The 20,046-nt window shown below is 43.6% G+C and carries 21 protein-coding genes; all 21 read left to right on the forward strand.

Translation table 11 applies throughout. The annotated features are described in order from the left end of the window. The first annotated feature begins 142 nt into the window (after positions 1-142). The 21 genes from rpoB (at position 143) to rpsN (ending at position 20,033) form a co-directional block, all read left to right on the forward strand. Positions 143-4,174, forward strand: a complete 4,032-nt coding sequence (gene rpoB, locus G3R48_RS11830; protein WP_153666332.1) for a DNA-directed RNA polymerase subunit beta — start codon at positions 143-145, stop codon at positions 4,172-4,174. An 82-nt stretch (positions 4,175-4,256) separates the two neighbouring features. Continuing rightward, complete coding sequence (rpoC, locus tag G3R48_RS11835; protein ID WP_212593331.1) at positions 4,257-8,474, forward strand: DNA-directed RNA polymerase subunit beta'; 4,218 nt, start codon at positions 4,257-4,259, stop codon at positions 8,472-8,474. 174 nt (positions 8,475-8,648) lie between these two features. Continuing rightward, positions 8,649-9,023 (forward strand): 30S ribosomal protein S12, encoded by a 375-nt coding sequence (gene rpsL / locus G3R48_RS11840; RefSeq protein ID WP_025823559.1) that lies wholly within the window; start codon positions 8,649-8,651, stop codon positions 9,021-9,023. An 81-nt stretch (positions 9,024-9,104) separates the two neighbouring features. Beyond that, positions 9,105-9,575, forward strand: coding sequence for a 30S ribosomal protein S7 (gene rpsG, locus G3R48_RS11845; protein ID WP_153666331.1), 471 nt, complete (start codon positions 9,105-9,107; stop codon positions 9,573-9,575). Positions 9,576-9,653: 78 nt separating this feature from the next. Next, entirely contained in the window at positions 9,654-11,750 is a 2,097-nt protein-coding gene (gene fusA / locus G3R48_RS11850) for an elongation factor G (protein WP_212593332.1), read from the forward strand. A 72-nt stretch (positions 11,751-11,822) separates the two neighbouring features. Next, a complete protein-coding gene (gene tuf / locus G3R48_RS11855; RefSeq protein WP_212593330.1) occupies positions 11,823-13,007 on the forward strand; it encodes an elongation factor Tu in 1,185 nt (394 codons plus the stop codon). A gap of 343 nt (positions 13,008-13,350) precedes the next feature. Further along, a complete protein-coding gene (gene rpsJ, locus G3R48_RS11860) occupies positions 13,351-13,662 on the forward strand; it encodes a 30S ribosomal protein S10 (RefSeq protein ID WP_011635639.1) in 312 nt (103 codons plus the stop codon). Positions 13,663-13,689: 27 nt separating this feature from the next. Then, a complete protein-coding gene (gene rplC, locus G3R48_RS11865) occupies positions 13,690-14,328 on the forward strand; it encodes a 50S ribosomal protein L3 (protein ID WP_153666257.1) in 639 nt (212 codons plus the stop codon). A gap of 17 nt (positions 14,329-14,345) precedes the next feature. Beyond that, positions 14,346-14,951, forward strand: a complete 606-nt coding sequence (rplD, locus tag G3R48_RS11870; protein WP_153666258.1) for a 50S ribosomal protein L4 — start codon at positions 14,346-14,348, stop codon at positions 14,949-14,951. After that, on the forward strand, positions 14,948-15,247 hold the full coding sequence (gene rplW / locus G3R48_RS11875) for a 50S ribosomal protein L23 (protein ID WP_153666259.1): 300 nt from the start codon (positions 14,948-14,950) through the stop codon (positions 15,245-15,247). The genes rplD and rplW overlap by 4 nt, the downstream gene beginning before the upstream one ends. Positions 15,248-15,263: 16 nt before the next feature. Further along, positions 15,264-16,088 (forward strand): 50S ribosomal protein L2, encoded by an 825-nt coding sequence (rplB, locus tag G3R48_RS11880; RefSeq protein ID WP_153666260.1) that lies wholly within the window; start codon positions 15,264-15,266, stop codon positions 16,086-16,088. 15 nt (positions 16,089-16,103) lie between these two features. After that, positions 16,104-16,382 (forward strand): 30S ribosomal protein S19, encoded by a 279-nt coding sequence (gene rpsS, locus G3R48_RS11885; protein WP_006083596.1) that lies wholly within the window; start codon positions 16,104-16,106, stop codon positions 16,380-16,382. Between the two features lie 15 nt (positions 16,383-16,397). Further along, a complete protein-coding gene (gene rplV / locus G3R48_RS11890; RefSeq protein ID WP_153666261.1) occupies positions 16,398-16,730 on the forward strand; it encodes a 50S ribosomal protein L22 in 333 nt (110 codons plus the stop codon). A 12-nt stretch (positions 16,731-16,742) separates the two neighbouring features. After that, positions 16,743-17,432: a 30S ribosomal protein S3 gene (rpsC, locus tag G3R48_RS11895; RefSeq protein ID WP_153666262.1), complete on the forward strand. Its 690-nt coding sequence runs from the start codon at positions 16,743-16,745 to the stop codon at positions 17,430-17,432. A gap of 9 nt (positions 17,433-17,441) precedes the next feature. Continuing rightward, complete coding sequence (gene rplP / locus G3R48_RS11900; protein ID WP_153666263.1) at positions 17,442-17,852, forward strand: 50S ribosomal protein L16; 411 nt, start codon at positions 17,442-17,444, stop codon at positions 17,850-17,852. Further along, positions 17,852-18,043 (forward strand): 50S ribosomal protein L29, encoded by a 192-nt coding sequence (gene rpmC, locus G3R48_RS11905; RefSeq protein WP_153666264.1) that lies wholly within the window; start codon positions 17,852-17,854, stop codon positions 18,041-18,043. The genes rplP and rpmC overlap by 1 nt, the downstream gene beginning before the upstream one ends. Continuing rightward, positions 18,043-18,291 carry a 30S ribosomal protein S17 gene (gene rpsQ, locus G3R48_RS11910; protein ID WP_153666265.1) on the forward strand — a complete coding sequence of 83 codons (249 nt, stop codon included), beginning with the start codon at positions 18,043-18,045 and terminating at the stop codon, positions 18,289-18,291. The genes rpmC and rpsQ overlap by 1 nt, the downstream gene beginning before the upstream one ends. Positions 18,292-18,469: 178 nt before the next feature. Further along, positions 18,470-18,838 (forward strand): 50S ribosomal protein L14, encoded by a 369-nt coding sequence (gene rplN, locus G3R48_RS11915; RefSeq protein ID WP_011494644.1) that lies wholly within the window; start codon positions 18,470-18,472, stop codon positions 18,836-18,838. An 11-nt stretch (positions 18,839-18,849) separates the two neighbouring features. Continuing rightward, positions 18,850-19,164: a 50S ribosomal protein L24 gene (rplX, locus tag G3R48_RS11920; protein WP_153666266.1), complete on the forward strand. Its 315-nt coding sequence runs from the start codon at positions 18,850-18,852 to the stop codon at positions 19,162-19,164. 13 nt (positions 19,165-19,177) lie between these two features. Then, the gene (rplE, locus tag G3R48_RS11925; protein WP_153666267.1) at positions 19,178-19,717 is read left to right on the forward strand and encodes a 50S ribosomal protein L5; all 540 of its coding nucleotides are present in this window, start codon (positions 19,178-19,180) and stop codon (positions 19,715-19,717) included. A 10-nt stretch (positions 19,718-19,727) separates the two neighbouring features. Beyond that, a complete protein-coding gene (rpsN, locus tag G3R48_RS11930; protein WP_153666268.1) occupies positions 19,728-20,033 on the forward strand; it encodes a 30S ribosomal protein S14 in 306 nt (101 codons plus the stop codon). The last annotated feature ends 13 nt before the right edge of the window (positions 20,034-20,046 follow it).

The raw sequence follows: 20,046 nt of genomic DNA on the forward strand, positions 1-20,046 counted from the left end.
TTTCTCACCGTTTGTCGCCAATGTTTAGCAGTCCCTAGCAGAGATTACTGGTTAGGTTCTTGCATCAACGGTGATGGGCAAACGTGCTGATTTAATTAATTTTATTTCAGTCTTGGTCACATCTCGTAAGTAGAGGAAACCCATGGTTTACTCCTATTCTGAAAAGAAGCGTATTCGCAAAGACTTTGGTAAGCGTCCTAAAGTATTGGACATCCCTTATTTATTGTCTATCCAGTTAGACTCTTTTAAGAAGTTCACCGATCAAGACCCTACGGGTGAACGTGGCTTTGAAGCCGCATTCCGTAGCGTTTTTCCTATCAAGAGCTTTTCTGGCTATAGTGAGCTGCAATATGTCAGCTATAAGCTAGGTGAGCCAGTTTTTGATGTGAAAGAATGTCAGATCCGCGGTGTTACATATTCAGCGCCATTACGCGTTAAGCTACGCATGGTACTGTTTGACCGTGAAGCTGCAGCAGGTACTGTAAAAGATATCAAAGAACAAGAAGTCTACATGGGTGATATCCCATTAATGACTGAAAACGGTACTTTTGTTATCAATGGTACTGAGCGTGTAATCGTATCTCAGTTACACCGTTCTCCTGGTGTTTTCTTCGATCACGACCGTGGTAAAACCCACTCATCAGGTAAAGTGTTATATAACGCACGTATTATTCCTTACCGTGGTTCATGGCTTGATTTCGAATTTGACCCTAAAGATGCATTATTTGTCCGTATTGACCGTCGCCGTAAATTACCAGCGACTATCATCTTACGTGCATTAGAATTCTCTACTCAAGAAATTCTTGACTTATTCTTCCAACGCATTGAGTTCAAGATTAAGCAAGATTCTTTAGTCATGAAACTTGTACCTGATCGCCTACGTGGTGAAACGGCAAGTTATGATATTAAAGATGCTGAAGGCACGTTATTAGTTGAAGCCGGTCGCCGTGTTACTGCTCGTCATATTAGACAGCTAGAAAAAAGTAATACGACTGAACTTGAAGTACCTGTTGATTACATTGTGGGCAAGTATGCTGCACAAGATTATATCGATCAGGACACCGGTGAAGTACTGATTGCTGCTAACAGTGAAATCTCATTAGAAGATCTAGCTAAACTTTCTTTAGCGGGCATCAAAGAAATTGATACTCTGTTTATCAATGACTTAGATCATGGTGCATACATCGCCGACACATTACGTATTGATTCAACGACTACACGCTTAGAAGCGTTAGTTGAAATCTACCGTATGATGCGTCCTGGCGAGCCACCAACCAAAGATGCCGCAGAAGGTTTATTCCAAAACCTATTCTTCAGTGACGAACGTTATGACTTATCAAAAGTAGGTCGTATGAAGTTCAACCGTCGTCTTGAAATGTCTGAAGACGAAGGTGCAGGCATATTGTCAAAAGACGATATCGTTGCAGTAATGAAGAAAATCATTGAAATCCGCAATGGCGATGACGAAGTCGATGATATCGACCACTTAGGTAACCGTCGTATTCGTTCTGTGGGTGAAATGGCTGAAAACCAATTCCGTGTTGGTTTAGTACGTGTTGAACGTGCGGTTCGTGAACGTCTATCTCTAGGCGATTTAAACGAGCTTATGCCTCAAGATTTGATTAACGCTAAACCGATTTCTGCGGCAGTGAAAGAATTCTTTGGTTCTTCACAGCTTTCTCAATTCATGGATCAAAACAACCCGCTATCAGAAGTGACGCATAAACGTCGTATTTCTGCATTAGGCCCAGGTGGTTTGACTCGTGAACGTGCAGGCTTCGAAGTACGTGACGTGCATCCGACTCACTACGGTCGTTTATGTCCAATTGAAACGCCAGAGGGACCAAACATTGGTCTTATTAACTCTTTGGCAAGTTTTGCACGTACTAACTCATACGGCTTCCTTGAAACACCATACCGTAAGGTTGTTGATGGTGTGGTTACTGATGATGTTGAATACTTATCGGCAATCGAAGAAGGTCGTTATGTGATCGCGCAGGCGAACATTGAAATTGACGGTGAAAATCGCATTATTGAAGAACAAGTTGCTTGTCGTCACAAAGGTGAATCAACCTTTATGCGTCCTTCTGATATTCAATATATGGATGTATCACCACAACAGATTATCTCTGTTGCAGCGTCATTAATTCCGTTCTTAGAACACGATGATGCTAACCGTGCATTGATGGGTGCAAACATGCAACGTCAAGCCGTACCAACACTAAATGCTGAAAAACCATTAGTCGGTACTGGTATTGAACGTACTCTTGCTGTTGACTCTGGTGTGGTTGTTGCTGCTAAACGTGGTGGTGTGGTTGATTATGTTGACGCAAGTCGTATCGTAATCAAAGTAAATGAAGACGAACTGACTCCTGGTGAAGCAGGTATCGACATTTACAACCTGACAAAATACACCCGTTCAAACCAAAACACTTGTATTAACCAACGTCCTCGTTGTTTTGTTGGTGAGCCAGTTGTTCGTGGTGATGTTTTAGCTGATGGTCCGTCTACCGATTTAGGTGACTTGGCACTTGGTCAAAACATGCGTATCGCATTTATGCCTTGGAATGGTTATAACTTTGAGGATTCTATCCTTATTTCTGAGCGCGTAGCGCAAGAAGACCGTTTCACCACTATTCATATTCAAGAATTATCATGTATTGCACGTGATACTAAATTGGGTAGCGAAGAGATCACCGCTGATATTCCAAACGTAGGTGAGTCTGCTCTATCTAAATTAGATGAGTCGGGCATTGTTTACATTGGTGCAGAAGTGAAGGGCGGCGATATTTTAGTTGGTAAAGTGACACCTAAAGGTGAAACACAGCTAACGCCAGAAGAAAAACTGCTCCGTGCGATTTTCGGTGAGAAAGCATCTGATGTTAAGGATAGCTCTCTACGTGTACCTAATTCAGTTAAAGGTACCATCATCGACGTTCAAGTCTTCACCCGTGATGGTGTTGAAAAAGACAAGCGCGCACTTGAAATTGAAGAAATGCACGTTAGCCAAGCTCGTAAGGACTTAGGTGAAGAGTTCAAGATCCTTGAAGAAGGTGTCTTAAACCGTGCACGCAACTTGTTATTGTCAGCGGGTTTCTCAGAAGCTAAATTAGCCGAAATTGCACGCAAAGATGTATTGATTCAAGTTGTAGACGACGAAACAAAACAAACTGAACTAGAGCAGTTAGCTGAGCAGCACGAAGAGCTTAAAGCTGATTTTGATAAGAAGTTTGAAATTAAACGTCGTAAGATCACTCAAGGTGATGATTTAGCACCAGGTGTACTTAAAATTGTTAAGGTTTACCTTGCAGTAAAACGTACTATCCAACCTGGTGATAAAATGGCGGGTCGTCATGGTAACAAAGGTGTTATCTCGAAGATTTGTCCAATTGAAGATATGCCATATGATGAAACAGGAAACCCTGTTGATATCGTACTAAACCCACTGGGTGTACCATCGCGTATGAACATTGGTCAGGTATTAGAAGTTCACATGGGCGCTGCCGCTAAAGGTATCGGTAATCGTATTACTGAAATGCTTGACGAACAGCGTGAATTAGCTGAGCTTCGTGGTTATATCAAACAAGTTTATGAGTTAGGTGATGAAATTCAACAAAAAGTTGACATCGACTCATTCTCTGATGATGAAGTTGTACGCCTTGCTAAACACCTTAAAACTGGTTTGCCAATTGCAACCCCAGCATTTGATGGTGCTAAAGAAAAAGAGATCAAGCAAATGCTTGAACTTGCCGGCTTACCTACTTCTGGCCAGTTAACGTTATGTGACGGCCGTACCGGTAACGAATTTGAGCGTAAAGTAACTGTTGGTTACATGTATATGCTTAAACTGAACCATTTAGTTGATGACAAGATGCACGCCCGTTCTACAGGTTCGTACAGCTTAGTGACTCAACAACCATTGGGTGGTAAAGCTCAATTTGGTGGTCAGCGTTTCGGTGAGATGGAAGTATGGGCACTAGAAGCATACGGTGCTGCTTATACTCTTCAAGAAATGCTAACGGTTAAATCAGATGACGTTAACGGTCGCACACAGATGTATAAAAACATCGTCGACGGTAACCATCAGATGCAACCTGGCATGCCAGAGTCCTTCAACGTATTGCTGAAGGAGATCCGTTCACTGGGTATTAATATCGAGTTGGATCAAGAGTAAGCATCGCTCTTTAGCAATGTTTGGTAACCTAACGGTGCTCTGCACAGCAGAGCACCTGGTTTAACTCCTTCAGGAGAGAAACGTGAAAGACTTATTAAAGTTTCTTAAACAGCAAAGCAAGACTGAAGAATTTAACGGTATTAAAATTGGGTTGGCTTCGCCTGACCTAATCCGTTCTTGGTCTTTTGGTGAAGTTAAAAAGCCAGAAACCATTAACTACCGTACATTCAAACCTGAACGTGAAGGTTTGTTCTGTGCGCGTATTTTCGGTCCTGTAAAAGATTACGAATGTTTGTGTGGTAAATACAAACGTCTTAAGCACCGCGGTGTGATATGTGAAAAGTGTGGCGTTGAAGTCACCCAAACCAAAGTACGTCGTGAGCGTATGGGTCACATTGAATTGGCTAGCCCAGTTGCACACATTTGGTTCTTAAAATCACTTCCGTCTCGTATCGGTTTGATGCTAGATATGACACTACGTGACATTGAACGCGTACTGTACTTTGAATCATTTGTCGTGATTGAGCCTGGCATGACCTCGCTTGAGCGCGGTCAAATGTTAACGGAAGAAACTTACTTAGACGCCTTAGAAGAATACGGTGATGAGTTTGAAGCTAAAATGGGTGCTGAAGCCGTTTTAGACTTATTACGTGCAATCGATTTAGCAGAACAAATCGAACAAATGCGTGAAGAGTTACCTTCAATCAATTCTGAGACTCGTCGTAAGAAAGTCACTAAGCGTTTGAAGTTAATGGAAGCCTTCTTTACCTCTGGTAACAAACCAGAGTGGATGATCCTAAAAGTATTACCAGTACTTCCACCTGATTTACGTCCTCTAGTTCCGCTAGATGGCGGACGTTTTGCTACCTCTGATTTGAACGACCTTTATCGTCGTGTCATCAACCGTAACAACCGTCTAAAACGTCTATTGGACTTAGCTGCTCCGGATATTATCGTACGTAACGAAAAACGTATGCTACAAGAATCTGTTGATGCGCTATTAGATAATGGTCGTCGTGGTCGTGCAATTACCGGATCTAACAAACGTCCTCTTAAATCTTTGGCTGACATGATCAAAGGTAAACAAGGTCGCTTCCGTCAGAACTTACTTGGTAAACGTGTAGATTACTCAGGTCGTTCGGTAATTACTGTAGGCCCAACTTTGCGTCTGCATCAGTGTGGTCTTCCTAAGAAGATGGCTCTTGAGCTATTTAAACCATTTATTTATGGCAAATTAGAAGGTCGTGGTCTTGCTACGACAATCAAAGCAGCTAAGAAAATGGTTGAGCGTGAACAAGCAGAAGTATGGGATGTATTAGACGAAGTGATTCGTGAACATCCAGTGATGCTTAACCGTGCACCAACACTTCATAGACTAGGTATCCAAGCATTTGAACCTGTTCTAATTGAAGGTAAAGCAATTCAATTACACCCACTCGTTTGTGCAGCGTACAACGCTGACTTCGATGGTGACCAAATGGCGGTACATGTTCCATTAACTCTGGAAGCTCAACTTGAAGCTCGTGCGTTAATGATGTCTACCAATAACATTTTGTCACCTGCAAACGGTGAGCCTGTTATTACTCCGTCTCAAGACGTTGTATTAGGCTTATATTACACCAGCCGGGAATGTGTAAACGGTAAAGGTGAAGGCATGGCTTTCTCTTCAGTTGCTGAAGTAGAAAAAGCGTATGCGACAGGTGCTGCTGAATTACATGCACGCGTTAAAGTTCGTATCACTGAAACTATCATTGATGCAAACGGTGACCGTAATCGTGTTACCCGTATTGTTGACACGACTGTTGGTCGTTCATTACTTTCATTGATCCTGCCTGAAGGCTTATCTTATGATCTGGTTAACCAGAACATGGGTAAAAAACAGATCTCGAAATTATTGAACACCTGTTACCGTCAGCTTGGTCTAAAAGACACTGTTATCTTCGCTGACCAATTGATGTATACCGGTTTCCGTTATGCAACTATCTCTGGTGCTTCTGTCGGTATTAACGACATGGAAATCCCACCTGAGAAGTACACGCTTGTTGCTGATGCTGAAGCTGAAGTTCGTGAAATTCAAGAACAGTTCCAATCTGGTCTTGTCACCGCGGGTGAGCGCTACAACAAAGTGATCGATATCTGGGCAAGTGCCAACGAAAAAGTTTCTAAAGCGATGATGAAAAATTTATCGACAGAAACCGTAGTTAATCGTGACGGTGTTGAGGAAGAACAAGAGTCTTTCAACAGCATTTACATGATGGCCGACTCGGGCGCTCGTGGTAGTGCGGCACAGATTCGTCAGCTTGCTGGTATGCGTGGTCTGATGGCTAAACCAGATGGCTCTATCATCGAAACGCCAATTGTGGCGAACTTCCGTGAAGGTCTAAACGTATCTCAGTACTTCATCTCAACTCACGGTGCACGTAAAGGTCTTGCCGATACCGCACTTAAAACAGCTAACTCGGGTTACCTAACTCGTCGTCTTGTTGATGTTGCACAAGATTTAGTTGTTATTGAAGATGACTGTGGCTCTGAACGCGGTCTAACAATGAAACCACTAATCGAAGGTGGTGATGTTGTTGAACCATTACGCGAACGCGTACTGGGTCGTGTTGTTGCGCAAGATGTATTTAAGCCTGGTACTGATGAAGTTCTTGCTCCGCGCAATACGCTGTTAGACGAAAAATGGTGTGATAAGTTAGAAGAAAACAGTGTTGACGAAGTCATCGTTCGCTCTGTAATTACTTGTGAAACTGATTTCGGTGTTTGTGCAGCATGTTATGGTCGTGACTTAGCACGTGGTCATATCATTAACCACGGTGAAGCTATTGGTGTTGTTGCTGCTCAATCTATTGGTGAGCCTGGTACACAGCTTACAATGCGTACGTTCCACATTGGTGGTGCTGCATCTAGAGCATCTGCTGAAAATAATGTTCAAGTTAAAAATGCAGGTTCATTGAAACTGCATAATGCTAAACACGTTACTAACGTTGAAGGTAAACTTGTTATCGTTTCTCGTTCATCAGAACTAGCTGTTATCGATGAGCTAGGTCGAGAAAAAGAGCGTTATAAAGTGCCTTACGGTACTGTGCTTGAGAAATTGGAAGAAAGTGAATTATCAGCGGGCGAAATCATCGCGAACTGGGATCCACATACTCACCCAATCATCTCAGAAGTAGCGGGTAGTGTTAAGTTTGTTGACATGATTGATGGCGTGACGATGACTCGTCAAACAGATGAACTAACGGGTCTTTCTTCAATTGTTGTATTGGACGCAAATGCGCGTACTGCAGCAGGTAAAGAAATGCGTCCAGCAATTCGCCTTGTTGATGCTAACGGTGATGACTTAATGATCCCTGGGACAGAGGTTCCAGCTCAATACTTCTTACCTGGTCACGCAATTGTTGCTAAAGACGATAACGCGAAAATCAACGTTGGTGATGCGCTAGCGCGTATTCCACAAGAGTCATCAAAAACTCGCGATATTACCGGTGGTCTGCCACGTGTTGCTGACTTGTTCGAAGCACGTAAACCTAAAGAACCTGCAATTCTTGCAGAAATCTCAGGTACTATCTCGTTTGGTAAAGAGACCAAAGGCAAGCGCCGTTTGGTTATCACACCAGCAGATGGCAGTGATCACTACGAAGAGATGATCCCTAAGTGGCGTAACTTAAACGTGTTCGAAGGTGAAAAAGTTGAACGCGGTGAAGTGATTGCAGATGGCCCAGAAGCTGCACATGATATCTTACGTTTACGTGGTATCCATCATGTAGCGAATTACATTGTGAACGAAGTTCAAGATGTATACCGTCTACAGGGTGTAAAAATCAACGATAAACACATTGAAGTTATCATTCGTCAAATGCTTCGTAAGTGTATCATTGAGAACGCTGGTGATAGTGAGTTCCTTGAAGGCGAACAAGCTGAAGTTTCGCGCGTTAAAATTGCTAACCGTGAGCTTATTGCTCAAGGTAAAGCGCCTGCAACGTTTGAACGTGAATTATTAGGTATTACCAAAGCATCTTTGGCTACTGAATCATTCATTTCAGCAGCATCGTTCCAAGAAACAACTCGCGTACTGACTGAAGCTGCAGTAGGTGGTAAGAGCGATCAATTACGTGGTCTTAAAGAAAACGTAATCGTTGGTCGTCTAATCCCTGCGGGTACTGGCTACTCTTACCATATGAACCGCAACGAAGAACGTGCCAAAGGTACGGACAATGTTGAGGCTCCAACGGTAACCGCTAGTGAAGCTGAGCAGAACCTCGCTGATCTACTTAATTTGGCTGGTAGCCAAGACTAAGTGATCAAAATGTAAAAAAAGGCGCCTAAGGCGCCTTTTTTTATGTTATTTCGATCAAAAGTTGTCTATTTCTTGACAGGCAGCCATTACCTTTCTAAAATTCCGCGTCCCACAATTGTGGGATATAGATTTTTCACACCTAATTGTTGAGATATTCAACTGTCGGAGCTATACATGGCAACTGTAAACCAGTTGGTACGTAAGCCACGCGCGCCAAAAGTCGAAAAGACGAATGTGCCTGCGTTGAATGCGTGCCCACAAAAACGTGGTGTTTGTACTCGTGTGTACACTACTACACCTAAAAAACCTAACTCTGCACTACGTAAAGTAGCTCGTGTGCGTCTAACTAACGGTTTCGAAGTAACTTCGTACATCGGTGGTGAAGGCCATAACTTGCAAGAACATAGTGTAATCCTAATCCGTGGTGGTCGTGTTAAAGATTTACCAGGTGTGCGTTACCACACTGTTCGTGGCGCATTAGACTGTGCTGGTGTGACTACTCGTCGCCAAGGCCGTTCTAAATATGGTGCTAAGCGTCCTAAGTCTTAACGTATCCCGTTAATAGTAAGGCCAAGCTAAATTTATAGACATTCCAGTTTTGGAAATACCTGAAGCATACGGAGAATTAATATGCCAAGACGTCGCGTTGTAGGACAACGTAAAATCCTACCAGATCCAAAGTTTCAAAGTGAGTTGCTGGCTAAGTTCATCAACGTCATCATGCAGGACGGCAAAAAGTCGACTGCTGAAAAAATTATTTACAAGGCGTTAGATGTTGTTGCTGAGAAAAAAGGCGAAGAACATTTAAGCATCCTTGACGCAGCACTTGAAAATGTTCGCCCATCAGTCGAGGTTAAATCTCGTCGTGTTGGTGGTTCAACTTATCAAGTTCCATGCGAAGTTCGTCCAGTGCGTCGTAACGCACTAGCGATGCGCTGGTTAGTTGAAGCTGCTCGCAAGCGTGGTGAAAAATCTATGGCTCTACGTCTAGCAGGTGAAATGTTAGACGCATCTGAAAACAAAGGTACAGCTGTTAAGAAACGTGAAGACGTTCACCGTATGGCTGAAGCAAACAAAGCCTTTGCTCATTACCGTTGGTAATATAATGAGGCGGGCTAATGCCCGCCTCATATTGTTGATATTTACTAAAGTTTACACTTTAGTTGAGAGGGTATAAAAGTGGCTCGTACAACCCCAATTGAGCATTACCGCAACATCGGTATTGTCGCTCATGTGGATGCAGGTAAAACTACCACAACAGAACGTGTTCTGTTCTATACCGGTTTGTCTCATAAAATCGGTGAAGTGCATGATGGCGCCGCTACAACAGATTGGATGGTTCAGGAGCAAGAGCGTGGTATTACTATCACATCTGCTGCAGTAACTGCTTTCTGGCGTGGTATGGATGCTCAATTCACTGAACATCGTATTAATATCATCGATACTCCCGGCCACGTTGACTTCACCATTGAAGTGGAGCGTTCTTTACGTGTTCTTGATGGCGCAGTAGTTGTATTTTGTGGCTCATCAGGCGTAGAACCTCAATCAGAGACTGTTTGGCGTCAAGCCAACAAATATGAAGTACCAAGAATAGTGTTCGTCAATAAGATGGACCGTGCTGGTGCTGACTTTGATAGCGTGGTCGACCAAATTCGTAACCGCCTAGGAGCAAACTGTGTCCCTATTCAATTGAATATTGGGGCAGAAGAAAACTTCAAAGGTGTTATTGATTTGATCAAGATGAAAGCGATTAATTGGTCTGATGAAGATCAAGGAGTGACTTTCTCTTATGAAGAAATTCCTGCAAATCTTTTGGCTAAAGCCGAAGAAATGCATGAGTATTTGGTAGAAAGTGCTGCTGAAGCCTCTGATGAACTGATGGACAAATACCTTGAAGAAGGTGAGCTGTCAGAACAAGAGATTAAGCAAGCCCTACGTCAGCGAACAATCAATAATGAAATTGTTCTTGTAACCTGCGGTTCTGCATTTAAGAACAAAGGTGTGCAAGCTGTACTTGACGCGGTTGTAGATTTCTTACCTGCACCTGTCGATGTCCCTGCTATTAAGGGTATTGATATGGATGAGAAGGAAGTTGAACGTCCATCTGATGATGACGCTCCTTTTGCAGCCCTTGCGTTCAAGATTGCGACTGACCCGTTTGTTGGTACTTTAACCTTTATCCGAGTGTATTCGGGCGTGCTAGAAACTGGCGCTTCAGTATACAATTCAGTCAAACAAAAACGTGAACGTATTGGTCGTATGGTGCAAATGCATGCAAACGACCGTACCGAACTAAAAGAAGTTCGCGCGGGTGACATTGCAGCGGCTATTGGGTTAAAAGAAGTCACAACCGGCGATACTCTATGTGACAACGATAAAAAAGTAATTCTTGAGCGAATGGAGTTTCCAGAGCCTGTAATTACCATTGCCGTTGAGCCACGTTCGAAAGCTGCTCAAGACAAAATGGGGATTGCTTTGCAGAAATTAGCTGCAGAAGATCCATCATTTCGTGTTGAAACAGATGAAGATACCGCTCAAACACTCATCTCTGGAATGGGTGAGTTACATTTAGATATCATCGTCGACCGTATGCGTCGCGAGTTTGGTGTTGAATGTAATGTTGGTAAGCCACAAGTGGCATACCGAGAAACTATTCGTAGCAGTGTTGAAGTGGAAGGTAAGTTCGTCCGCCAATCAGGTGGCCGCGGTCAATTTGGTCATGTATGGCTGAAAATCGAACCACTAGCAGAAGGGGCTGGATACGAATTTGTCAATGAAATCGTAGGTGGTGTGGTTCCTCGTGAATTCATCCCAGCGGTTGACAAAGGTATTCAAGAACAAATGAAAAATGGTGTATTAGCCAGTTATCCTGTTCTTGATGTAAAAGTCACACTATTTGATGGTTCATACCATGATGTAGACTCTAACGAGATGGCTTTTAAAATTGCTGGTTCCATGGGCTTTAAAAAGGGCGCTCTAGAAGCTGACCCTGTTTTGCTCGAACCTTGCATGAAAGTAGAAGTAACAACACCTGAAGATTATATGGGCGATGTGGTGGGTGATCTCAACCGTCGTCGCGGATTAATTGAAGGTATGGACGATGGCCTAGGTGGTGTTAAAATCGTTCACTCAGTTGTTCCCCTAGCTGAAATGTTTGGTTATGCAACAGACTTGCGTAGTGCTACACAAGGTCGTGCTTCGTACTCTATGGAGTTTTTGAAATATGACCAAGCATCGCAAAATGTTGCAAAAGCGATTATTGAATCACGTACCTAATTATAGTTAGGTGCTTAATTAATTGTATATAGCTCGACAAATCGAGCACTTCTGAAAAGAAAGGAATATATTGTGGCTAAAGAAAAATTTGAACGTAGCAAACCACACGTAAACGTGGGCACAATTGGTCACGTTGACCATGGTAAAACTACTTTAACAGCAGCAATCTCAGCAGTATTGACTAAAGCATACGGCGGTGATGTTAAAGATTTCGCACAAATCGATAATGCTCCAGAAGAGCGTGAGCGTGGTATTACTATTAATACTTCTCACATCGAATATGACACACCAACACGTCACTACGCACACGTAGATTGTCCTGGTCACGCGGATTATGTTAAAAACATGATTACTGGTGCAGCCCAAATGGACGGCGCAATCTTAGTAGTAGCAGCGACAGATGGCCCAATGCCACAGACTCGTGAGCACATCCTACTTTCACGTCAGGTTGGTGTACCTTTCATCATCGTATTCATGAACAAATGTGACATGGTTGACGATGAAGAACTACTAGAATTAGTAGAGATGGAAGTTCGTGAACTTCTTTCAGAATATGACTTCCCAGGTGATGACTTACCAGTAATCCAAGGTTCAGCACTTAAAGCGCTAGAAGGCGAAGCTGATTGGGAAGCTAAAGTACTAGAACTTGCAGAAGCGCTAGATACTTATATTCCAGAGCCAGAGCGTGATATTGATAAGCCTTTCCTACTTCCAATTGAAGATGTATTCTCAATTCAAGGTCGTGGTACAGTTGTAACAGGTCGTGTAGAGCGTGGTATCATCCGCGTATCAGACGATGTAGAAATCGTTGGTATCAAAGACACTACAACAACAACTTGTACAGGTGTTGAAATGTTCCGTAAACTGCTTGACGAAGGTCGTGCAGGTGAGAACTGTGGTGTTCTATTACGTGGTACTAAGCGTGATGAAGTAGAACGTGGTCAAGTTCTTGCTAAGCCAGGAACCATCACTCCACACACCACTTTCGAATCAGAAGTATACGTACTTTCGAAAGATGAAGGTGGACGTCACACACCATTCTTCAAAGGTTACCGTCCACAGTTTTATTTCCGTACAACTGACGTAACTGGTACTATTGAGTTACCAGAAGGCGTAGAAATGGTAATGCCTGGTGATAACATCAAAATGGTTGTTACACTAATCTACCCAATCGCGATGGACGACGGTTTACGTTTCGCTATCCGTGAAGGTGGCCGTACAGTAGGTGCTGGTGTTGTAGCTAAAATCATTGCTTAATAGCAGATTTTAACTCACATCTAAAAAGGAAGCTTCGGCTTCCTTTTTTGTTATCTATAAAAAGTTGCACTTTTTATAGATAACAGTAAACTACGCAAATAAATTGTGTATTACTGCAATAGCAGATTAATTACACAACGGGCTTGATCTTTAATTATTGATCTGTATAATTGCCCCTCTCTGTACTAGTACAGAGAAAATAAAGTGAAAAACCGATATGGTTTTTTCATATTCATAGGGACTCCGATTGGGAGTCTAACGGTTAAATCATCTCGCTCTGCTTTTCCATAAGGAAGAAGCTAGAGGGTGATTTTTTATGTGTCCATTTTAGGAGCTCTGGTCAATGCAGAACCAAAGAATCCGTATCCGCTTGAAAGGTTTTGATCATCGTTTGATTGATCAGTCTACAGCGGAAATCGTTGAAACTGCTAAGCGTACAGGCGCGCAGGTACGTGGTCCAATTCCACTACCAACACGCAAAGAGCGTTATACCGTTTTGATCTCTCCGCACGTTAACAAAGATGCTCGTGATCAGTACGAAATTCGTACCCACAAGCGTTTAGTTGACATCGTAGAGCCAACAGAGAAGACAGTAGACGCATTAATGCGTTTAGATCTTGCGGCTGGTGTCGACGTTCAGATTAGCTTAGGTTAATTGAGATCCTTAGAAGAGGTTTGAGAGATGGCTATCGGTCTTATTGGTCGTAAAGTGGGTATGACCCGCATCTTCACTGAAGATGGTGCGTCAATCCCTGTAACAGTAATTGAAGTTGCTGGCAATCGCGTTGCTCAAGTGAAAACTTTAGAAAACGACGGTTATCGTGCACTTCAGTTAACTACAGGTACCAAAAAAGCCAATCGCATCACCAAAGCAGAAGCAGGTCACTTTGCCAAGGGCGGCGTTGAAGCCGGTCGTGGTTTATGGGAAATGCGTTTAGCAGATGGTGAAGGCGAAGGCATTGAAGTTGGTGCTGAGCTAAATGTTGATATTTTCGCTGACACAGCGAAAGTAGACGTTACTGGTCAGTCGAAAGGTAAAGGTTTCCAAGGCGGTATTAAGCGTTGGAACTTCCGTACTCAAGACATGACTCACGGTAACTCATTAGCGCACCGTGCGAATGGTTCTATTGGTCAGAACCAAACGCCAGGTCGCGTATTCAAAGGCAAGAAGATGTCAGGCCATATGGGTGCTGAGCAAGTAACAACTCAAAATCTACATGTTGTACGTGTTGATGCAGAGCGTAACTTGTTATTAGTACGCGGCGCAGTTCCAGGCGCTACCAATGGCGACCTGATTATCAAACCTGCCGTTAAAGCTTAAGGTCTGAGGAGATAGTAATGGAATTGGTATTGAAAGACGCCCAAAGCGCTCTTGAAGTTTCCGAAACTACCTTCGGCCGTGACTTTAACGAGGCACTGGTTCATCAGGTAGTTGTAGCTTATGCTGCAAACGCGCGTCAGGGCACTCGTGCTCAAAAGACTCGTGCGGAAGTAAAAGGCTCAGGCAAAAAGCCTTGGCGTCAAAAAGGCACAGGCCGCGCTCGTGCCGGTAGTGTTAAAGGCCCAATCTGGCGTGGCGGTGGCGTAACATTCGCTGCTAAAGCACAAGATCACAGCCAAAAAGTTAACAAGAAGATGTACCGTGGTGCTCTTAAGAGCATTCTTTCTGAATTGGTACGTCAAGAACGTCTTGTTGTCGTTGAGTCATTCAGCGTTGAAGCTCCTAAAACTAAAGAGCTAAAAGCGAAATTGAATGAGCTTAAATTAGACGACGTTCTGATTGTTACTGCAGAAGTTGATGAGAACTTATTCTTAGCAGCTCGCAACTTATACAAAGTTGACGTACGTGACGTAGCGGGTCTTGACCCAGTAAGTCTAATCGCGTTCAACACTGTTTTAGTTACTGCTGACGCAGTGAAGCAAATCGAGGAGATGCTAGCATGATCCGCGAAGAACGTTTGCTAAAAGTTATCTTAGCGCCGCATATCTCTGAAAAGAGCACTATTGTTGCTGAGAAAAACAACACTGTAGTTTTCCGTGTAGCGATTGATGCGACTAAAGCAGAAATTAAAGCTGCAGTAGCGAAGCTATTTGAAGTTGAAGTTGATTCGGTTCGCACTTTAGTTAACAAAGGCAAATCTAAACGCACTGGTGGCCGTGTTGGTCGTCGTAGCGATTGGAAAAAAGCTTACGTTACTCTAGCTGCTGGTGCTGACATCGATTTCGTCGGCGCTGAGTAAGCAAAGGAGAATTATCATGGCAGTTATTAAGTGTAAGCCTACCTCTGCTGGTCGTCGCCACGTTGTTAAAGTGGTAAACACTGACCTGCATAAGGGTAAACCTTTTGCTGGCTTGTTGGCGAAAAAGTCTAAAAGTGGTGGCCGTAACAATACTGGTCGTATCACTGTTCGTCACATCGGTGGTGGACACAAGCAGCATTACCGTATTATTGACTTCAAACGCAATAAAGATGGTATCCCTGCAAAAATCGAACGTCTTGAGTACGATCCAAACCGTACAGCGCACATTGCGCTAGTATTATACGCAGATGGTGAACGCCGCTATATTCTTGCTGCTAAAGGTATGCAAGCTGGTGACGCAATCCAATCTGGTATCGATGCCGAAATCAAGACCGGTAACGCAATGCCGTTACGCAACATTCCTGTAGGTAGTGTTGTTCACGCGGTAGAAATGAAGCCTGGTAAAGGTGCTCAGATCGCTCGTTCAGCTGGTGCTTATGTACAAGTTGTTGCTCGTGATGGCGCTTATGCAACTCTACGTCTTCGCTCAGGCGAAATGCGTAAAGTTCCAGTTGATTGCCGCGCGACATTCGGTGAAGTTGGTAATGCCGAGCACATGCTACGCCAGTTAGGTAAAGCAGGTGCTAAACGCTGGAGAGGCGTACGCCCTACAGTTCGTGGTGTTGCAATGAACCCGGTAGACCATCCACATGGTGGTGGTGAAGGTCGTACTTCTGGTGGTCGTCATCCAGTAAGTCCATGGGGTGTGCCAACTAAGGGTTATAAAACTCGTAGTAACAAGCGCACTGACAAGTACATTGTACGTCGTCGTAACAAATAGTAAGAGGATTCGCCCATGCCACGTTCTCTCAAGAAAGGTCCATTCATTGACCTGCACTTGCTGAAGAAGGTAGAGAAAGCGATGGAAGCGGGAGATAAAAAACCAATTAAGACTTGGTCTCGCCGCTCAATGATCATCCCTAATATGATTGGGTTGACCATCGCTGTCCATAATGGTCGTCAGCACGTACCTGTGTTCGTAACTGACGAAATGATCGGCCACAAGCTTGGTGAGTTTTCACCAACTCGCACTTATCGCGGCCATGCTGCTGATAAGAAAGCGAAGAAGCGTTAATACGGGAGAAATAAGATGGAAGTTTTAGCTAAACATCGTTTTGCTCGTACGTCTGCGCAGAAGGCCCGTCTAGTTGCTGATCAAATTCGCGGTCTGCCTGTTAATAAGGCACTCGAGATTTTGACTTTCAGCCCAAAGAAAGCCGCCGTACTAGTTAAAAAAGTACTTGACTCAGCTATCGCAAACGCCGAACACAACGAAGGTGCAGATATCGATGAGCTTAAAGTTGGTAAAGTCTTCGTTGACGAAGCACCAACTATGAAGCGTATCATGCCTCGTGCGAAAGGCCGCGCTGATCGTATCATGAAGCGTACCAGCCACATTACTGTGGTTGTATCAGATCGCTAGGAGAAGAGAGCAATGGGACAGAAAGTACATCCTAATGGTATCCGTCTGGGTATCACTAAGCCTTGGATCTCTACCTGGTACGCAGATAAGTCAGATTATGCAAATAATCTGAACAGCGACTGGGAAGTGCGCCAATATTTAACTGAGAAGTTAAAGGCTGCATCAGTATCTAAGATTGTCATTGAACGCCCAGCGAAAAGCATCCGCGTTACTATTCACACTGCTCGTCCAGGTGTTGTGATTGGTAAGAAAGGTGAAGACGTTGAAGTATTACGTGCATATGTGTCTAAAATTACAGGCACTACTGCTCAAATCAACATCGCTGAAATCCGTAAGCCTGAGTTAGACGCCAAATTAGTTGCAGACAGTATTGCTCAGCAATTAGAACGTCGTGTTATGTTCCGTCGTGCTATGAAGCGAGCGGTACAAAATGCAATGCGCATCGGTGCTCAAGGTATCAAAGTTGAAGTGAGTGGCCGTTTAGGTGGCGCTGAAATCGCACGTTCTGAATGGTATCGTGAAGGTCGTGTACCTCTACATACTCTACGTGCTGATATCGACTATTCAACAGCTGAAAGTCACACTCAATATGGTGTGATTGGTATTAAAGTTTGGATCTTCAAAGGTGAAGTTCTTGACGGTATTATCCCAGCACTTGAAGAGCCGAAGCAGCAATCTAAACGCAAGCCTCGTGGTAAATAGGAGCCGGCAATGCTGCAACCTAAACGTATGAAGTTTCGCAAGATGTTCAAAGGCCGCAACCGTGGTCTAGCGAACGGTACTGAAGTTAGCTTTGGTACTTTTGGTTTGAAAGCAGTTGGCCGTGGCCGTTTAACTGCTCGTCAAATCGAATCTGCACGTCGTGCCATGACACGTCACGTAAAACGTCAAGGACAAATTTGGATTCGAGTTTTCCCTGACAAGCCAATTACCTCTAAGCCTCTTGAAGTGCGTATGGGTAAAGGTAAAGGTAACGTTGAATACTGGGTATGTCAGATTCAACCTGGTAAGGTTCTTTATGAGATGGACGGCGTGCCTGAAGAGTTAGCGCGTGAAGCGTTTGCTTTGGCATCTGCTAAACTACCTCTGAAGACTACCTTCGTAACTAAGACGGTGATGTAATGAAAGCGAGCGAACTAAGAGAAAAGAGCGTTGAAGAATTGAACGCTGAATTACTTGGTCTGCTGCGTGAGCAGTTTAATCTGCGTATGTCACACGCTACTGGTCAATTGAGCCAAACACATCAATTGAAACTAGTGCGTCGTAACATTGCGCGTGTTAAGACCATTATTACTTCTAAGGCAGGTGCGTAATGTCTGATAAAACCCGTACTTTGCAGGGTAAAGTAATTAGTAACAAAATGGATAAGTCTATTACTGTTGCTATCGAACGCCAAGTGAAACACCCAATTTATGGGAAATACATTAAGCGTACTACTAAGATCCATGCACATGACGAAACCAATCAATGTAACGAAGGTGATGTAGTGGCAATTAGCCAGTGTCGTCCTCTTTCTAAGACTAAGTCTTATACATTGGCTGAAGTAGTAACAAAAGCCTAATATTCATTAGGTAAACCTAAACGGCTCCAAAAAATTGGGGCCGTTTGTTTTTTTTCCCTATGCAATCCAAATCTGTGGTGTTATACTTGCGCGCCATTTTCGAGTAATTTCGCTCAAAAATGGTCAAGAATAGATCCCATAGTGGGATTTGTGTAGTAACGATAGCGGAGCACTTGAAATGATCCAAATGCAATCGACTCTAGACGTCGCATGTAATAGTGGCGCACGTCGAGTTCAGTGTATTAAGGTCTTGGGTGGCTCTCATCGTCGTTATGCCGGAATCGGCGACATTATTAAAGTTTCTGTTAAAGAAGCGATTCCTCGCGCAAAAGCGAAGAAAGGTGATGTATATAACGCGGTGGTAGTCCGTACTAAGAAAGGCGTACGTCGTCCAGACGGTTCTGTCATTCGCTTCGATCGGAATGCAGCAGTTTTGCTTAACGCAAACCTTGCACCGATTGGTACTCGTATCTTTGGACCAGTGACACGTGAATTGCGTACTGAGCAGTTCATGAAAATTGTCTCGCTGGCACCTGAAGTACTGTAAGGAGCTTCAAAATGGCAGCAAAAATCCGTCGTGAAGACGAAGTAATTGTATTAGCAGGTAAAGATAAAGGGAAACGTGCAAAAGTTTCTCAAGTTTTACCTACTGGTAAATTGATTGTTGAAGGCATCAATCTTGTTAAAAAACACCAAAAGCCAAACCCTCAACTGGGCGTAACTGGTGGTGTTATCGAGAAAGAGGCACCGATACAAGCATCAAACGTAGCGATCTTTAACCAAGCCACAGGCAAGGCAGATCGTGTTGGTTTCCGAATTGAAGACGGCAAAAAAGTCCGTTTCTTCAAGTCGAACAGCGAACTCGTTAAGTAATTTGGAGTAAACGATGGCGAAACTGCATGATAAATACAAAGAGACTGTGATTGCAGAACTTTCTAAAAAGTTCGGTTTTACCAGTGTCATGCAAGTCCCTCGGATTGATAAAATCACCCTTAACATGGGTGTTGGCGAAGCTGTTGCAGACAAGAAAGTTATGGAGCATGCGCTCCGTGATATGACTGCAATTGCTGGTCAAAAACCAATTGTAACTGTTGCACGTAAATCAGTTGCAGGTTTTAAAATCCGTGAAGGCTACCCTATTGGCTGTAAAGTGACCCTACGCGGTGAGCGTATGTGGGAATTTTTAGAGCGTTTAGTTGACATTGCAATCCCACGTATTCGTGACTTCCGTGGCTTAAGCGCAAAAGCGTTTGACGGTCGTGGTAACTACGCAATGGGCGTGCGTGAGCAGATCATCTTCCCAGAAATCGATTATGATAAAATCGATAAGATTCGTGGTATGGATATTGTTATCACTACTACTGCGAAGAATGACGAAGAAGGTCGTGCTTTGTTAGACGCATTTAACTTCCCATTCAAGAAATAAGGGTAGCATAATGGCTAAATCATCTATGAAAGCACGTGAATCAAAACGTGCAAAGCTCGTAGCTAAATATGCTGAAAAGCGTTTAGCGCTTAAAGCTTTGATCAGCAATCCTGAGACTTCTGAAGAAGCTCGCTGGGATGCAGTTCTAAAGTTACAAGCACTACCACGTGATTCTAGCGCTGCGCGTCAACGCAACCGCTGTAATCAAACTGGTCGCCCACATGGTTTTCTACGTAAATTCGGCCTTAGCCGTATTAAATTACGTGAAGCTACCATGCGTGGTGAAGTTCCTGGTCTGCGTAAGGCCAGCTGGTAAGTACTTGTCACGG

Origin of the sequence: Shewanella intestini (assembly GCF_018221465.1) — a bacterium.
Taxonomy (GTDB): Bacteria; Pseudomonadota; Gammaproteobacteria; order Enterobacterales; family Shewanellaceae; genus Shewanella; species Shewanella intestini.

What these genes read in the sequence shown, in the direction of transcription:
- rpsG (WP_153666331.1), top strand. Translation starts at nt 9,105, where the DNA reads ATGCCAAGACGTCGCGTTGTAGGACAACGTAAAATCCTACCAGATCCA.
- rplX (WP_153666266.1), top strand. Translation starts at nt 18,850, where the DNA reads ATGGCAGCAAAAATCCGTCGTGAAGACGAAGTAATTGTATTAGCAGGT.
- rpsL (WP_025823559.1), top strand. Translation starts at nt 8,649, where the DNA reads ATGGCAACTGTAAACCAGTTGGTACGTAAGCCACGCGCGCCAAAAGTC.
- rpsS (WP_006083596.1), top strand. Translation starts at nt 16,104, where the DNA reads ATGCCACGTTCTCTCAAGAAAGGTCCATTCATTGACCTGCACTTGCTG.
- rpmC (WP_153666264.1), top strand. Translation starts at nt 17,852, where the DNA reads ATGAAAGCGAGCGAACTAAGAGAAAAGAGCGTTGAAGAATTGAACGCT.
- rplP (WP_153666263.1), top strand. Translation starts at nt 17,442, where the DNA reads ATGCTGCAACCTAAACGTATGAAGTTTCGCAAGATGTTCAAAGGCCGC.
- rpsQ (WP_153666265.1), top strand. Translation starts at nt 18,043, where the DNA reads ATGTCTGATAAAACCCGTACTTTGCAGGGTAAAGTAATTAGTAACAAA.
- rplV (WP_153666261.1), top strand. Translation starts at nt 16,398, where the DNA reads ATGGAAGTTTTAGCTAAACATCGTTTTGCTCGTACGTCTGCGCAGAAG.
- rplW (WP_153666259.1), top strand. Translation starts at nt 14,948, where the DNA reads ATGATCCGCGAAGAACGTTTGCTAAAAGTTATCTTAGCGCCGCATATC.
- rplN (WP_011494644.1), top strand. Translation starts at nt 18,470, where the DNA reads ATGATCCAAATGCAATCGACTCTAGACGTCGCATGTAATAGTGGCGCA.
- rpoB (WP_153666332.1), top strand. Translation starts at nt 143, where the DNA reads ATGGTTTACTCCTATTCTGAAAAGAAGCGTATTCGCAAAGACTTTGGT.
- rpsC (WP_153666262.1), top strand. Translation starts at nt 16,743, where the DNA reads ATGGGACAGAAAGTACATCCTAATGGTATCCGTCTGGGTATCACTAAG.
- rplC (WP_153666257.1), top strand. Translation starts at nt 13,690, where the DNA reads ATGGCTATCGGTCTTATTGGTCGTAAAGTGGGTATGACCCGCATCTTC.
- rpsN (WP_153666268.1), top strand. Translation starts at nt 19,728, where the DNA reads ATGGCTAAATCATCTATGAAAGCACGTGAATCAAAACGTGCAAAGCTC.
- rplE (WP_153666267.1), top strand. Translation starts at nt 19,178, where the DNA reads ATGGCGAAACTGCATGATAAATACAAAGAGACTGTGATTGCAGAACTT.
- rpsJ (WP_011635639.1), top strand. Translation starts at nt 13,351, where the DNA reads ATGCAGAACCAAAGAATCCGTATCCGCTTGAAAGGTTTTGATCATCGT.
- rplD (WP_153666258.1), top strand. Translation starts at nt 14,346, where the DNA reads ATGGAATTGGTATTGAAAGACGCCCAAAGCGCTCTTGAAGTTTCCGAA.
- rplB (WP_153666260.1), top strand. Translation starts at nt 15,264, where the DNA reads ATGGCAGTTATTAAGTGTAAGCCTACCTCTGCTGGTCGTCGCCACGTT.